The organism is Mesorhizobium sp. M7A.F.Ca.ET.027.02.1.1 (genome assembly GCF_004022985.1).
In the GTDB taxonomy this organism is placed as follows: Bacteria; Pseudomonadota; Alphaproteobacteria; order Rhizobiales; family Rhizobiaceae; genus Mesorhizobium.
Map to the genome: position 1 here is coordinate 1 of NZ_RZOL01000134.1, position 14,708 is coordinate 14,708.

The window sequence follows — 14,708 nt, forward strand, 5'->3', positions numbered from 1 at the left end:
ATTTTCGGCTGTCCGTCCGGCGACCAGCGCGACCTCGACTTCGCCAACAAATACGGCCTGCCGGTGATTCCGGTGGTGATGCCGGAAGGCGAGAATCCGGCGACGTTCCAGATCATCGACGAAGCCTATGTCGATGACGGCGTGATGATCAATTCGCGCTTTCTCGACGGCATGAAGCCGGATCAGGCTTTCGACGAAGTCGCCAAACTGCTGGAGCAGAAGACCATCGGCAACCGGCCGATGGCCGAGCGCAAGGTGAATTTCCGCCTGCGCGACTGGGGCATTTCGCGCCAGCGCTACTGGGGCTGCCCGATCCCGATGATCCATTGCGAGGCTTGCGGCGTGGTGCCGGTGCCGAAGGTGGACCTGCCGGTGAAGCTGCCCGACGATGTCGATTTCGATCGCCCGGGCAATCCGCTCGACCGGCATCCGACATGGCGCCATGTGAAATGTCCGCAATGCGGCAGGGATGCGCGGCGCGAAACCGACACGATGGACACGTTCGTCGATTCGTCGTGGTACTTTGCCCGCTTCACCGCGCCGTGGGCGCATGAACCGACCGATCCCAAGGCGGCCAACGAATGGCTGCCGGTCGACCAGTATATTGGCGGGATCGAGCACGCGATCCTGCATCTGCTCTATTCGCGCTTCTTCACCCGCGCCATGCGCGAGGCCGGCCATGTCGATCTGGCCGAGCCGTTCAAGGGCCTGTTCACGCAAGGCATGGTGGTGCACGAAACCTATCGCGTCGGCTCGGCATCGAATGGCCGCTGGCTGGCGCCCACCGAAGTTCGGCTGGAGGACGTCGACGGCAAGCGCAGCGCCATCGACATCGCCACCGGCGAGGCCGTCACCATCGGCCCGCTGGAAAAGATGTCGAAATCGAAAAAGAACACGGTGAGCCCGGAAGACATCACCGATGGCTACGGCGCCGATACGGCGCGCTGGTTCATGCTGTCCGATTCTCCTCCCGAGCGCGATGTCGAGTGGACCGACGATGGCGCTGCCGGTGCGCATCGCTTCATCCAGCGCATCTGGCGCCTGGTGTCGACGGCGGCCGAAACACTGGCCGGCATCAAGCCCTTAGCGGCCAGCAGCGGCGAGGCCGCGGTGGTTTCCAAGGCCGCGCACAAGATCCTGAAGGCGGTCGGAGAGGATATCGAGAAGCTCGCTTTTAACCGCGCCATCGCCCGCATCTACGAACTGGCCAACGCGCTGACCACGCCGCTCAACGAGGTGGCCGAAGGCAAGGCCGATGCAGCGTTGAAAGGCGCCTGTCGGCAGGCGGTGGAGATTCTCGTGCATCTGATCGCGCCGATCATGCCGCATCTGGCCGAGGAGTGCTGGGCAACGCTTGGCGGCACCGATCTCGTTGCCGAACGGCCTTGGCCGGTCTTCGATCCGGCGCTGGTGGTCGACAACGAAGTCACCTATCCGGTACAGGTCAACGGCAAGAAGCGGGGGGATTTGACAATTGCCCGCGACGCGGACCAAGGTGCGGTCGAAAAAGCGGTATTGGCTCTCGACTTCGTGCAGAAAGCACTTGAAGGTAAGGCTCCGCGCAAGGTGATCATCGTGCCGCAGAGGATCGTCAATGTCGTTGCCTGATCGGGAAAAGACAGAGTTGAGCCATTTGCTGCGCCGCATTGCGCTTGCCGGCCTGATAGGTTCGCTCGCGCTTGTCTCGGCCTGCACGGTGCGGCCGCTCTATTCGAGCGCGCCACTGTCGGGTTCGCAGGCCAGTGCCAGTGCCGAACTGGCGTTGATCGGCATCAAGCCGGTCAATACGCGTTACGGCCAACAGGTGCGCAACAATCTGATTTTCGGGTTTGGACGAGGCGCCGGCGAGCCGGCCTCGCCGATCTATTCGCTCAATCTCGGCGTGACCGAAGCGGTCGAGTCCGCGGCACTCGTGCAGGTCGGAACGGATGAAGACGAACCGACCGCCGGTTCCGTGACGCTGACCGGCAGCTATACGCTGGCCGATGCGAAGACCGGCGTGGTGATCGCATCCGGCAAGCGTTCGATCACCTCGTCCTTCGACAGGCCGCGTCAGGAATTCGCCGCATACCGGGCGCAGATTGACGCCGAGAATCGCGCTGCGCGAGAGTTGGCGGAAGCGCTGCAGCTGTCCATTGCCCAGGACCTTGTCCGGCACGGCAAGACCGGCTAGCGCACCTCATCGCTTCACGGAAACGGTCCGGCGCCCCAGGCATGATGGGGTGATCGCGGGATCATGACCAGATTCCCGAACAGAGCCAGATTCCCGAACAGGGATTGTCCGAAGATACCCATCGAGCTGCTGCGGCACGGCGAGTAGATCGCGCCACCGGCGTGGATGCGGCGAGAACGACGATCGTGCCGTGTCGCTCGCAGATTACCACGAAGATTTTGGTGCCCAGGATGGTCGGCGATCCATCCGGGAAGCAACTGTTAACCACTCGCTCCCTATTGCTCGGCAGACATTTCAGAGTGAGTCTTGAGAATGGAAGCCAAGCGTTTTTCCCGGGTCAATTTATCGACGGCCGCATCGCCTGATGATCCCGAGGGGAAGCGCTCCGAGAGCATCGGCGACAGGGGTGGTCAGCGAGGTTCTTCTGCGGCAGGCGACCTTGATCGTCCGGCTCGCAAGGAGCCGGGCGGCCGGCAGCCCGCCACACGCCAGGCCGGCTATTCAGCGCCGGTGGTCGATCTCGGTGGCAACAAGCGGCCCTATATGGAGCCGCGGGGTGGCTCGGACGACACGCTTTCGAAAATCGGCGATATCGAGAGCCCTGCCTGGCAGGAATATTTCTTCCTTGCACCCAACGTGCGTTTTACACGCACGCCGGACTATGAGGCCAGGAAGCATCGTCCGCAGCACGAGCGTGTTGTCGAACACGCCGCGACGCGCCCAGCAGAGCAAGCCGTTGCGCAATCCATGATCAAAGGGGCGTCCTCCGCGCCTTCGCTCCTGGCATTGCCGGCTTCGGTGAAAAGCCCTGCTTCCCAGCCGCTGGCCGGCCACGCCACGCAAGGGCCACTGCCGCCGGCTGCTGCTTTTGTTGCCGCGGGGCGCGCCAGGGAGAAGGTGCCAGCCGTTGCGCCGATGCCGCCGAGGACGGCCGCAACGGGGCAGGCATCCGCGCGTGCGTCCGTTGCTCCGGGCGGCCCGATCAAAACGACCACTTCCGAAAGGCTGCGCTGGCCGTATCTTTCGGATCATGCCTTCTTCGAGGCCATGGCCCCCTATCTGGTCGACGTTTCGTCGCCGGCCCGGCAGACCGGTCCAGCGTCGCCTGCGCCGCTCGCCGCGGCGCCAGTCACCGCTATGCCGATCGATATTCGCCCAGGGACCGATGCCACCGCATTGTTTCGTGTCATCGACTGCCTTCCGGGCCAAGCCTTGAAGCCGTTGCCGGATGCTTGGCCGGCCAATTCGAACCAGGCCGTCGCCCAACCCGGCGTGCCGGCGAGCGATGCGCCGTCGCCGGTCCAGCCTGTCGCAATCCCAGCCGCCAAAAGCGACGCCGTTTCCGCCTCGGCCGCGCCAATTGTGAACGTCCCTGCCAGGGCCGTTGCCGCCCGCTCTGCGCGCTTGCCTGGGGCTGGAAAGGTCGTGCTGTCAACCGCGGGCGATCCCTATGAGCTTCCCTCGGAAGAGCTGTTGCAGCAGCCACCGGAGGGACAAGGCTTCTACATGTCGCAGGAGCGGCTCGAGCAGAATGCCGATCTGCTGGAAAGCGTGCTCGAGGACTTCGGCGTGCGTGGCGAGATCATTCATGTTCGCCCAGGCCCGGTGGTCACGCTCTATGAGTTCGAGCCGGCGCCGGGCGTCAAATCTTCTCGCGTCATCGGGCTTGCCGACGATATCGCCCGCTCCATGTCGGCGATTTCGGCGCGCGTCGCCGTCGTGCCTGGCCGCAACGTCATCGGCATCGAGCTCCCGAACGAGACGCGCGAAACCGTCTATTTCCGGGAGCTGATCGAATCGGAAGGCTTCCGCAAGACCAGCTGCAAGCTGGCGCTTTGCTTGGGCAAGACGATCGGCGGCGAGCCGGTGATCGCCGAGCTGGCGAAGATGCCGCATCTGCTGGTGGCCGGAACCACCGGTTCTGGCAAGTCGGTCGCCATCAACACCATGATCCTGTCGTTGCTCTATCGGCTGAAGCCGGAAGAATGCCGGCTGATCATGGTCGATCCCAAAATGCTCGAACTCTCCGTCTATGACGGCATTCCGCATCTTCTGACGCCCGTCGTCACCGATCCCAAGAAGGCCGTCACGGCGCTCAAATGGGCCGTGCGCGAAATGGAGGACCGGTATCGCAAGATGGCGCGGCTCGGTGTGCGCAACATCGACGGCTACAACGAGCGTGCCGCTCAAGCCCGCGACAAGGGCGAAACCGTCGTCATGACCGTGCAGACCGGCTTCGAAAAGGGCACCGGCGAACCGCTTTTCGAACAGCAGGAAATCGACCTTGCGCCGATGCCCTACATCGTCGTCATCGTCGACGAGATGGCCGACCTGATGATGGTCGCCGGCAAGGAGATCGAAGGCGCGATCCAGCGACTGGCGCAGATGGCGCGCGCTGCCGGCATTCACCTGATCATGGCAACGCAGCGCCCCTCGGTCGACGTCATCACCGGCACGATCAAGGCCAACTTCCCGACCCGGATTTCCTTCCAGGTGACATCGAAGATCGACAGCCGCACCATCCTGGGCGAGCAGGGCGCCGAACAATTGCTTGGCCAGGGCGACATGCTGCACATGATGGGCGGCGGGCGCATTTCGCGCGTGCATGGGCCGTTTGTTTCCGACGCCGAGGTCGAGCATGTGGTCGCGCATCTCAAGGCGCAAGGGCGCCCTGAATATCTGGAAACCGTGACGGCCGACGAGGACGAGGAAGAAATCGAAGAAGACCAGGGCGCGGCCTTCGACAAGGGATCCGTCGCAGCCGAAGACAGTGATGCGATCTACGACGAGGCGGTGAAGGTGGTGGTGCGCGACAAGAAGTGCTCGACGTCCTACATCCAGCGCCGCCTCGGCATCGGCTACAACCGCGCCGCGTCCCTGGTCGAGCGTATGGAAAAGGAAGGCCTGGTCGGCGCACCCAACCATGTCGGCAAACGCGAAATCATCATGGGCCGGCGCCAGCCGGCAAGCGCGCCCGAGGACGATGGCACGGACTGATCGGCAGCCCGCTTGAAGCGCACATCAAAAAGGCCGGTTGCCCGGCCTTTTTTATTACAAGCGATTGGTCTCAGCCGATCGCCATTCTCAGCCGATCGATTGGCCGGTCTTTGCCCAGTCGGCTAGGAACTGTTCCAGGCCCTTGTCGGTCAGCGGGTGCTTGACCAGCGCCTTCAGGGTCGCCGGCGGCGCGGTCACGACATCGGCGCCGATGAGGGCCGCCTGCTTGACGTGGTTCACGGTGCGCACCGAAGCGACGAGGATCTCGGTCTGGAAATCGTAATTGTCGTAGATCTGCCTGATCTCCTGGATCAGCTCCATGCCGTCGATGCCGATGTCGTCGACGCGGCCGACGAAGGGCGAGATGAACGAGGCACCGGCCTTGGCCGCCAGCAGCGCCTGGTTGGCCGAAAAGCACAGCGTGACGTTGACCAGGCGGTTCATCTCGGTGCGGATCGTCTTGCAGGCCTTGAGACCGTCCAGCGTCAGCGGCACCTTGATGCAGACATTGTCGGCGATCTTGGCCAGAACCTTGGCCTGCTGCATCATCTCGGAATATTCAGTGGCGGTGACTTCAGCCGAGACCGGACCCTTGACGATGTCGCAGATCTCTTTGGTCACGTCGGCGATCTTGCCGCCGGATTTGAGGATCAGCGACGGATTGGTGGTGACGCCGTCGAGCAGCCCCAGATCATTCAGCTCACGGATATCCTTGACGTCGGCGGTGTCGACAAAAAATTTCATGGCGGGTCTCCTGAAGATTTTCATGTGCATGTCATGCACATTCGGGGTCGGCCTTTGATCTAGACCAAAGTCAGGGCAAGGTCACGCCTCATGATCGAAGATTCGCCCTTTGTCGCAGCCGCACCGGTGCTGGTGCCGATGCCCGCCGAACGCCCCTACACCTATGCCGTGCCGGCCGGCATGCGCGTGGTGCCGGGCTCGATCGTGCGCGTGCCGCTCGGGCCGCGGCAGGTCGCCGGCATCGTCTGGGATGGCGCGGTCGAGAAGGTCAACGCGAAAAAGCTGCGCCCCATCGAACAGGTCTTCGACTGCCCGCCGATCGACCACGCGATGCGCCGTTTCGTCGACTGGGTGGCGCAGTACACGCTGTCGCCTCCGGGCATGGTGGCGCGCATGCTGCTCAGGGCGCCGGAGGCTTTCGACCCCGAACCGTGGATCGAAGGGTTGCAGCGCACGCTTCTCGCACCCGACCGGATGACGGGCGCCAGGCAGCGTGTGCTGGAGACGGCCGAAGGCGGCCTTGCCTGGACGCGCTCCGGCCTCGCTCACGCCGCCGGCGTGTCGTCGACGGTGATCGACGGGCTGAGGGCGCAAGGCGTGTTCGAGACCGTGATGATCCCGCCGCGCCCGGTGGTGGCCGCGCCCGATCCCGGCTACGCCATTCCGGACCTGATGCCGGACCAGAGCGCCGCGGCGCAGATGCTGCGCGCCAATGTCGCAGCCGGCGTGTTCAACGTCGCGCTGCTCGACGGCGTCACCGGATCGGGTAAGACCGAGGTCTATTTCGAGGCGGTGGCGGCTGCGCTCGACCAGGGCAGGCAGGTGCTGATCCTGCTGCCGGAAATCGCGCTGACGCATGCCTTTCTCGAGCGCTTCCAGCAGCGCTTCGGCGCCAAGCCGGGCGAATGGCATTCCGACCTGCCGCCGCGGATGCGCGAGCGGGTTTGGCGGCAAGTGGCGGAGGGCGGTGTGCGGGTCGTCGCCGGCGCGCGCTCGGCGCTGTTCCTGCCGTTCAAGGAGCTCGGCCTGATCGTCGTCGACGAGGAGCACGACCCTGCCTACAAGCAGGAGGACCGCGTCTTCTACAATGCGCGTGATATGGCCGTGGTGCGCGGCCATATCGGCAGCTTTCCGGTGGTGCTGGCGTCGGCGACGCCGTCGGTCGAAAGCCGGGTCAACGCCAGCCAGGGCCGCTACAACAGGGCCGTGCTCTCAGCTCGCTTCGCCGAGGCGGCACTTCCGCATCTGAAGGCGGTCGACATGCGGCGCGCACCGCCGGCGCGCGGTGGCTTCCTGTCGCCGGTGCTGCTCGACCAGATGCGCCAGACGCTGGAGAGGCAGGAGCAGTCGCTGCTGTTCCTCAACCGGCGCGGCTATGCGCCGCTGACGCTGTGCCGGGTCTGCGGCCACCGCTTCGGCTGCCCGGTCTGCTCGGCCTGGCTGGTCGAGCATCGCTTTCGCGGCCAGCTCGTCTGCCATCATTGCGGGCACAATGAGCGCCGCCCCGAAGCCTGCCCGGAATGCGGCACGCTCGACCATCTGGTCGCCTGCGGGCCGGGTGTCGAGCGCATCGCCGAAGAGGTCGTGACGCATTTTCCCGACGCGCGTACCATCGTCTTGTCGTCGGACCTGATGGGCGGCGTGCGGCGGCTGCGGCTGGAGCTGGAGGCGATCGCTGATGGCGAGGCCGACATCGTCATCGGCACGCAGCTCGTCGCCAAGGGCCACAACTTTCCCAACATGACCCTGGTCGGCGTCGTCGATGCCGATCTCGGCCTTGCCAATGGCGATCCGCGCGCCGCAGAGCGGACGTTCCAGCTGCTCAGTCAGGTCACCGGCCGCGCCGGCCGAACCGGCAAGAAAAGCCTTGGCCTGCTGCAGACTTTTCAGCCCGAGCATCCGGTGATGCGGGCAATCGTCTCCGGCGACGCCGAGGCTTTTTACGAGCGCGAAATTGCCGAGCGCGAACGGGCTGCCCTGCCGCCCTTCGGCCGGCTCGCGGGTGTCATCGTCAGTGCGGTGACACGAGCGGAAGCCGAAGGCCACGCACGCGGCCTGCGCCGCGCCGCGCCCGAGGCAACAGATCTGTTCGTGCTGGGGCCGGCGGAGGCGCCGCTGTCCCTGCTCGGCGGCCGCCACCGCTTCCGCCTGCTGATCCAGGGCGAACGGCGCGCCGACATGCAAGGTTTTATCAGGGCCATGCTGGCCAACGGGCCGAAGCAGTGCGGCTCGGTCAGGGTGCAGATCGACATCGACCCGCAGAGCTTTTTGTAAGGTCGCGCTTTCAGCGATAAGTTGCCCGCAAGCGAGCGAGGAACGGAATATCATATGAAAACCCTCGGCCTTCTGGGCGGCATGAGTTGGGAATCGACCGCCATCTATTACCGGCTGCTCAACGAGATCGTGCGCGATCGGCTGGGCGGGCTGCATTCGGCGAAACTTCTGCTCTGGTCATTCGACTTCGCCGAAATCGCCGAGCGGCAGCATCATGGCGACTGGGATGGCGCCGGTGTGCTTCTCGTCGAAGCCGCACGCAAGCTCGAGGCCGGCGGCGCGGAGGGTCTGCTTTTGTGCACCAACACCATGCACAGACTGGCCGACCAAGTGCAGGCGTCGGTGTCGATCCCGCTGATCCACATCGCCGATGCCACCGCGGTGGCGGTCAAGCGCGCCGGCATGCAGCGTCCGGCACTGCTGGCGACGCGCTTCACCATGGAGCAGGATTTCTACAAGGGCCGGCTCGCCGACAGATTTGGCTTGAACCCTGTCGTACCCGATAGTGCCGGGCGCGACATGGTCCATCGCGTCATCTACGACGAGTTGTGCCAGGGCATCGTCAAGGAGACTTCAAAGGCGGCCTATATCGCCGAGACCGAGCGCCTGCGCCGCGACGAGGCGGCCGACAGCGTCATCATGGGCTGCACCGAGATCACCATGCTCATAGGCCAGCTGGATTTCGACATCCCGGTCTTCGACACGACGCGCATCCATGCCGAAGCGGCTGTGGCATTCGCGCTCGGTTGATGCGCGCCGCCTAAAGTGCGTGGATCCATCTGGCGCGCTTCTTTTCCTCCGCTAGAATGCCCGGAATTTCAAAACAGGCATTTCGAGGGGACAAGATGGATTTTGCGCTTCCATGGCCGACGAGCCAGGGCGAATGGCTGGCCTGGTCGAGCGCCGTCTTCACCGTGCTGCTCGGTCTTTTGTTTTTTCTGGCCCCTGGCCTCGCCTTCCGTGCCCTGCGCTTGCAGGTCAAACCAGAGAAGGCTGCGGCGATCGCCGAGGGGCGCGGCAGGATGTCGGGCTTCTATCTCGGCGTCGGACTGTGCTGTATCCTGCTGGCGCAGCCGCTGATCTACATGGCGCTTGGCTTCTCCTGGCTGTTCACCGCCTTCGGCCGGCTGCTGTCGATGATGTCGGATGGCGCCAACACGCCTTTCAATTGGGTTTCCATCGTGGTGGAATTGGTGCTGGCGGCATTGCCGCTCGCCTTTGCCTTCGGCTTTCTGCCTTGAATCGTTGGGTATTCCGCGATGGAAGGCGGGCGACTTTCGCCGGATGCGACAATAGTGCCTGAAAACCATGCGGAACGACGCATTGCGGTCTTAAAATGCCTGTGCTAGACGGCAATCGACTTTCGGCCGGGGATAGCGGAAGCCGCGCCTCCGTGCTCGAAAAAATGCAGTAAGGTCAAAGATTTAGCCAGAGTTTTTGCTCGCGCCAACAATCTACGGCCTGTCAGACAAGAGAAAAGACGGTCCGTGGCTCAATCGTCATCGCCAATCTCAGGTGTCGCAGAACGCTATGCGGGTTCGCTGTTCGAACTCGCCCTGCAGGCAAATTCCGTGGCCAAGGTCGAAGCCGACCTCAACAGCTTCGAAGCCATGCTCGCGGGCAGCGCCGACCTTACCCGACTGATCAACAGCCCGGTGTTCTCCAGCGAGGACCAGGCCAAGGCCATCGCGGCGATCGCCGACAAGGCCGGGATTGCCGGCCTCACCGGCAATTTCCTGCGCGTCGTCGCCCGTAATCGCCGTCTGTTCGCCATTCCCGGCATGATCAGGGCGTTCCGCCAGATATCAGCCGAACATCGTGGCGAAACCGCTGCTGAAGTCACGTCGGCTCACGAGCTGACGGCTGCCCAGCAGACCGAACTCAAGGCGACGCTGAAGAGCGTTGCCGGCAAGGACGTGGCCATCTCCGTTACCGTCGATCCGTCGCTGCTCGGCGGGCTGGTGGTCAAGATGGGCTCGCGCCAGATCGATACGTCGCTCAAAACCAAACTCAATTCGCTCAAGCTTGCACTGAAAGAGGTCGGCTGATGGACATCCGCGCCGCGGAAATTTCCGCAATTCTGAAAGACCAGATCAAGAATTTCGGCAAGGAGGCCGAGGTCTCCGAAGTCGGACAGGTGTTGTCCGTCGGTGACGGTATCGCCCGTGTCTACGGCCTCGACAATGTCCAGGCCGGCGAAATGGTCGAATTCCCCGGCGGCATCCGCGGCATGGCGCTCAACCTCGAAGCCGACAATGTGGGCGTCGTCATCTTCGGCGCCGACCGCGACATCAAGGAAGGCGACATCGTCAAGCGCACCGGCGCCATCGTCGACGTCCCCGTCGGCCCCGGTCTGCTCGGCCGCGTCGTCGACGCGCTCGGCAATCCGATCGACGGCAAGGGTCCGATCAAGGCGGTCGAGCGCAAGCGCGTCGACGTCAAGGCGCCCGGCATCATTCCGCGCAAATCGGTGAACGAGCCGATGTCGACGGGCCTCAAGGCCATCGATGCGCTGATCCCGGTCGGCCGCGGCCAGCGCGAGCTGGTCATCGGCGATCGCCAGACCGGCAAGACCGCCATCATCCTCGACACGATGCTCAACCAGAAGTCGGTGCACGACAACGGCCCCGAGAAGGAAAAGCTCTACTGCGTCTACGTCGCCGTCGGCCAGAAGCGCTCGACCGTCGCGCAGTTCGTCAAGGTGCTGGAAGAGCGCGGCGCGCTCGAATACTCGATCATCGTCGCCGCCACCGCTTCCGATCCGGCGCCGATGCAGTTCCTGGCGCCGTTCGCCGGCGCCACCATGGGCGAATACTTCCGCGACAATGGCATGCACGCGCTGATCAGCTACGACGATCTGTCGAAGCAGGCCGTCGCCTATCGCCAGATGTCGCTGCTGCTGCGCCGCCCGCCGGGCCGCGAAGCCTATCCGGGCGACGTCTTCTACCTGCACTCGCGCCTGCTCGAGCGCGCCGCCAAGCTCAACGACGATCTGGGCGGTGGTTCGCTGACCGCGCTGCCGATCATCGAGACGCAGGCCAACGACGTGTCGGCCTACATCCCGACCAACGTGATCTCGATCACCGACGGCCAGATCTTCCTCGAGACCAACCTGTTCTTCCAGGGCATCCGTCCTGCGGTGAACGTCGGTCTGTCGGTCAGCCGCGTCGGTTCGGCCGCCCAGATCAAGGCGATGAAGCAGGTTGCCGGCTCGATCAAGGGCGAGCTCGCGCAGTACCGCGAAATGGCGGCCTTCGCGCAGTTCGGCTCGGATCTCGACGCCGCCACGCAGCGCCTGCTCAACCGCGGATCGCGCCTCACCGAACTCCTGAAGCAGCCGCAGTTCTCGCCGCTGAAGACGGAAGAGCAGGTCGCGGTGATCTTCGCCGGCGTCAACGGCTATCTCGACAAGCTGCCGGTCAACCAGGTCGGCAAGTTCGAGCATGGCCTGCTCAGCCACATGCGTTCGGCCGGCAAGGACGTCCTCGATGCCATCCGCAAGGAAAAGGCGCTGTCGGACGATCTGCGCGCCAAGCTGAAGGCCGAGATCGACGCTTTCGCCAAGACCTTCGCCTGAGCGAATTGCCAGTCGGGATGAGACAAGACGGGATCAGGTTTGAAGCATGCCTTCATTAAAAGACCTTCGTAACCGTATCGCCTCGGTCAAGGCGACGCAGAAGATCACCAAGGCGATGCAGATGGTCGCCGCGGCGAAGCTGCGCCGTGCGCAAGAGGCCGCGGAAGCGGCGCGCCCCTATTCGGAGCGCATGGGTTCCGTGCTGGCCAACATCACCCAGGCAATCGGCGGCGGCGGCGATGCCCCGGCGCTGATGACCGGCACCGGCAAGGACGACGTGCACCTGCTCGTCGTCTGCACCGCCGAGCGCGGCCTGTGCGGCGGCTTCAATTCACAGATCGCCCGCCTTGCCCGCGACCATATTCGCAAGCTTTTGGCGGACGGCAAGCAGGTCAAGATCATCTGCGTCGGCAAGAAGGGTTTCGACATCCTGCGCCGCGACTATGCATCGATGATCATCGACCGCGTCGATCTGCGCGAGGTCAAGACACTCGGCTTCGTCAATGCCGATGCGATCGCCAAGAAGGTCATCCACCTCTTCAACGAAGGTGGCTTCGACATCTGCACGCTGTTCTATTCGCAGTTCAAGTCGGTGATCAGCCAGATCCCGACCGCGCAGCAGATCATTCCGGCCGGCGTTGCTTCGGCTCCGGCCGAGGCGATCGATGGCGGCAACGCTGTCTACGAATATGAGCCGGAGCCGGGCGAAATCCTCTCCGACCTCATTCCGCGCAACATCTCCGTGCAGGTTTTCCGGGCGCTGCTCGAAAATGTGGCCGGCGAAATGGGCGCCAAGATGAGCGCCATGGACAATGCGACGCGCAACGCCGGCGACATGATCAACAAGCTGTCGATCACCTACAACCGCCAGCGGCAGGCGCAGATCACCAAGGAACTGATCGAAATCATTTCGGGCGCCGAGGCGCTCTAGGCGTGGTTCGCGGGTCGTCGACCCGCGACTGGACCGCGTGAGAAACAAAGGACGAAAAAGGGTAAAGACGATGGCGAAAGCAGCGACCCCCAAGACGGCAGCCCCCAAGGCCGCTGCCGCGAAGACCGCAGCCCCCGCGAAGGCGGCAAAGGCTCCAGCAGCAGCCGCGAAGGCGGCCCCGGCCAAGGCGGCAGCACCGGTGAAGGCCGCTGCTGCCAAGACATCGGCAGTGGCCAGCAAGGCAACCGGCGTTGCCGGCAAGGTTCGCCAGGTCATCGGCGCCGTTGTCGACGTGCAGTTCGGCGATCACCTGCCGGCGATCCTGAACGCGCTCGAGACGACCAATGTCGGCAACCGCCTGGTGCTCGAAGTTGCCCAGCATCTGGGTGAAAACACCGTGCGCTGCATCGCCATGGACTCGACCGAAGGTCTGGTTCGCGGCCAGGAAGTGCGTGACACCGGCGCGCCGATCACCGTGCCGGTCGGCCCGGGCATGCTCGGCCGCATCATCAACGTCATCGGCGAGCCGGTCGACGAAGAAGGCCCGGTCGACGCGACCGAAATGCGCTCCATCCACCAGCCGGCTCCGACCTATGTCGAGCAGTCGACGGAAGCGCAGATCCTGATCACGGGCATCAAGGTGCTCGACCTCTTGGCTCCCTACGCCAAGGGCGGCAAGATCGGCCTGTTCGGCGGCGCCGGCGTCGGCAAGACCGTGCTGATCCAGGAACTGATCAACAACATCGCCAAGGCGCATGGCGGCTATTCGGTGTTCGCCGGCGTCGGCGAGCGCACCCGCGAAGGCAACGATCTGTATCACGAGTTCATCGAATCCGGCGTCAACAAGAAGGGCGGCGGCGAAGGCTCCAAGGCCGCACTCGTCTATGGCCAGATGAACGAGCCGCCGGGCGCGCGCGCCCGCGTCGGCCTGACCGGCCTGACGGTTGCGGAATATTTCCGCGACCAGGGTCAGGACGTGCTGTTCTTCGTCGACAACATCTTCCGCTTCACGCAGGCGGGTTCGGAAGTGTCGGCTCTGCTGGGCCGTATCCCGTCGGCGGTGGGCTATCAGCCGACGCTCGCCACCGACATGGGGGCGCTGCAGGAACGCATCACCACCACCACCAAGGGCTCGATCACGTCCGTGCAGGCCATCTACGTGCCCGCCGACGATCTGACCGATCCGGCGCCGGCGACCTCGTTCGCCCACCTTGACGCGACCACGACGTTGAACCGCGCCATCGCCGAAAAGGGCATCTATCCGGCGGTCGATCCGCTGGATTCGACCTCGCGCATGCTCGACCCGCTGGTCGTCGGCGACGAGCATTATGGCGTCGCCCGCCAGGTGCAGTCGATCCTCCAGCGCTACAAGTCGCTGCAGGACATCATCGCCATCCTGGGCATGGACGAGCTGTCGGAAGAGGACAAGCAGACCGTGGCCCGCGCCCGCAAGATCGAGCGCTTCCTGTCGCAGCCCTTCTTCGTCGCCGAAGTGTTCACCGGCGCGCCGGGCAAGCTGGTCGACCTCGCCGACACCATCAAGGGCTTCAAGGGCCTCTGCAACGGCGACTACGATCACCTTCCGGAAGCCGCCTTCTACATGGTCGGCGGCATCGAGGAAGCAGTCGAGAAGGCACAGCGCCTGGCGGCTGAAGCGGCGTAATCAAGCGAATAGCGAATAGGGAGTAGCGAATTGGGAATATGGGCCGGCGAATTCTTCTTCTGACTAATTCGCTACTCGCTATTCGCTATTCGCTAAATTGATCATGGCTGAAGCTTTCAAATTCGAACTGGTCTCGCCGGAGCGTCTGCTTGTTTCCGAGCAGGTCGAATCCGTCGTCATTCCGGGCGCCGAAGGCGAGATGACCGTCATGGCGCATCACGCGCCGGTCATGACCACGATCAAGCCGGGTGTCGTCACCGTGAAAACCGCGGCGGGCGGCGAAGAACGCTATGTGGTGTTCGGCGGCTTCGCCGACATCGTTCCGGCCGGCTGCACGCTGCTGGCGGAA

At 64.0% G+C, this 14,708-nt stretch carries 12 protein-coding genes; 11 read left to right on the plus strand and 1 reads right to left on the minus strand.

Annotation, left to right across the window (positions count from 1 at the left end; all coding sequences use genetic code 11):
* From EN749_RS16390 to EN749_RS16400, 3 genes are all read left to right on the plus strand, one after another.
* On the plus strand, window positions 1–1,608 hold a 1,608-nt coding region (locus EN749_RS16390; protein ID WP_128363542.1), incomplete at its 5' end, for a leucine--tRNA ligase.
* Window positions 1,595–2,173 (plus strand): LPS assembly lipoprotein LptE, encoded by a 579-nt coding sequence (gene lptE, locus EN749_RS16395; protein WP_128363543.1) that lies wholly within the window; start codon window positions 1,595–1,597, stop codon window positions 2,171–2,173. The genes EN749_RS16390 and lptE, both read left to right, overlap by 14 nt.
* A gap of 312 nt (window positions 2,174–2,485) precedes the next feature.
* The gene (locus tag EN749_RS16400; protein ID WP_128363544.1) at window positions 2,486–5,170 is read left to right on the plus strand and encodes a DNA translocase FtsK; all 2,685 of its coding nucleotides are present in this window, start codon (window positions 2,486–2,488) and stop codon (window positions 5,168–5,170) included.
* Between the two features lie 87 nt (window positions 5,171–5,257).
* On the opposite strand, the gene fsa is transcribed toward EN749_RS16400, so the two are convergent.
* The gene (gene fsa, locus EN749_RS16405; protein WP_127320636.1) at window positions 5,258–5,914 is read right to left on the minus strand and encodes a fructose-6-phosphate aldolase; all 657 of its coding nucleotides are present in this window, start codon (window positions 5,912–5,914) and stop codon (window positions 5,258–5,260) included.
* 90 nt (window positions 5,915–6,004) lie between these two features.
* On the opposite strand from fsa, the gene EN749_RS16410 reads away from it, so the two are divergent.
* From EN749_RS16410 to EN749_RS16445, 8 genes are all read left to right on the plus strand, one after another.
* Window positions 6,005–8,188, plus strand: a complete 2,184-nt coding sequence (locus tag EN749_RS16410) for a primosomal protein N' (RefSeq protein ID WP_128363545.1) — start codon at window positions 6,005–6,007, stop codon at window positions 8,186–8,188.
* A gap of 54 nt (window positions 8,189–8,242) precedes the next feature.
* A complete protein-coding gene (locus EN749_RS16415) occupies window positions 8,243–8,938 on the plus strand; it encodes an aspartate/glutamate racemase family protein (RefSeq protein ID WP_128287929.1) in 696 nt (231 codons plus the stop codon).
* A 95-nt stretch (window positions 8,939–9,033) separates the two neighbouring features.
* Window positions 9,034–9,429: a DUF4345 family protein gene (locus EN749_RS16420; protein ID WP_127322863.1), complete on the plus strand. Its 396-nt coding sequence runs from the start codon at window positions 9,034–9,036 to the stop codon at window positions 9,427–9,429.
* 246 nt (window positions 9,430–9,675) lie between these two features.
* Complete coding sequence (locus EN749_RS16425) at window positions 9,676–10,236, plus strand: F0F1 ATP synthase subunit delta (RefSeq protein WP_128287930.1); 561 nt, start codon at window positions 9,676–9,678, stop codon at window positions 10,234–10,236.
* A complete protein-coding gene (gene atpA / locus EN749_RS16430) occupies window positions 10,236–11,765 on the plus strand; it encodes a F0F1 ATP synthase subunit alpha (protein WP_023811756.1) in 1,530 nt (509 codons plus the stop codon). Before EN749_RS16425 ends, atpA begins: the two co-directional genes overlap by 1 nt.
* 46 nt (window positions 11,766–11,811) lie before the next feature.
* Complete coding sequence (locus EN749_RS16435; RefSeq protein WP_127261419.1) at window positions 11,812–12,696, plus strand: F0F1 ATP synthase subunit gamma; 885 nt, start codon at window positions 11,812–11,814, stop codon at window positions 12,694–12,696.
* Window positions 12,697–12,766: 70 nt separating this feature from the next.
* Entirely contained in the window at window positions 12,767–14,359 is a 1,593-nt protein-coding gene (gene atpD / locus EN749_RS16440; protein ID WP_164873751.1) for a F0F1 ATP synthase subunit beta, read from the plus strand.
* A gap of 103 nt (window positions 14,360–14,462) precedes the next feature.
* Window positions 14,463–14,708 (plus strand): F0F1 ATP synthase subunit epsilon (locus EN749_RS16445; protein WP_128363546.1); only part of this gene is annotated, 246 nt, incomplete at its 3' end.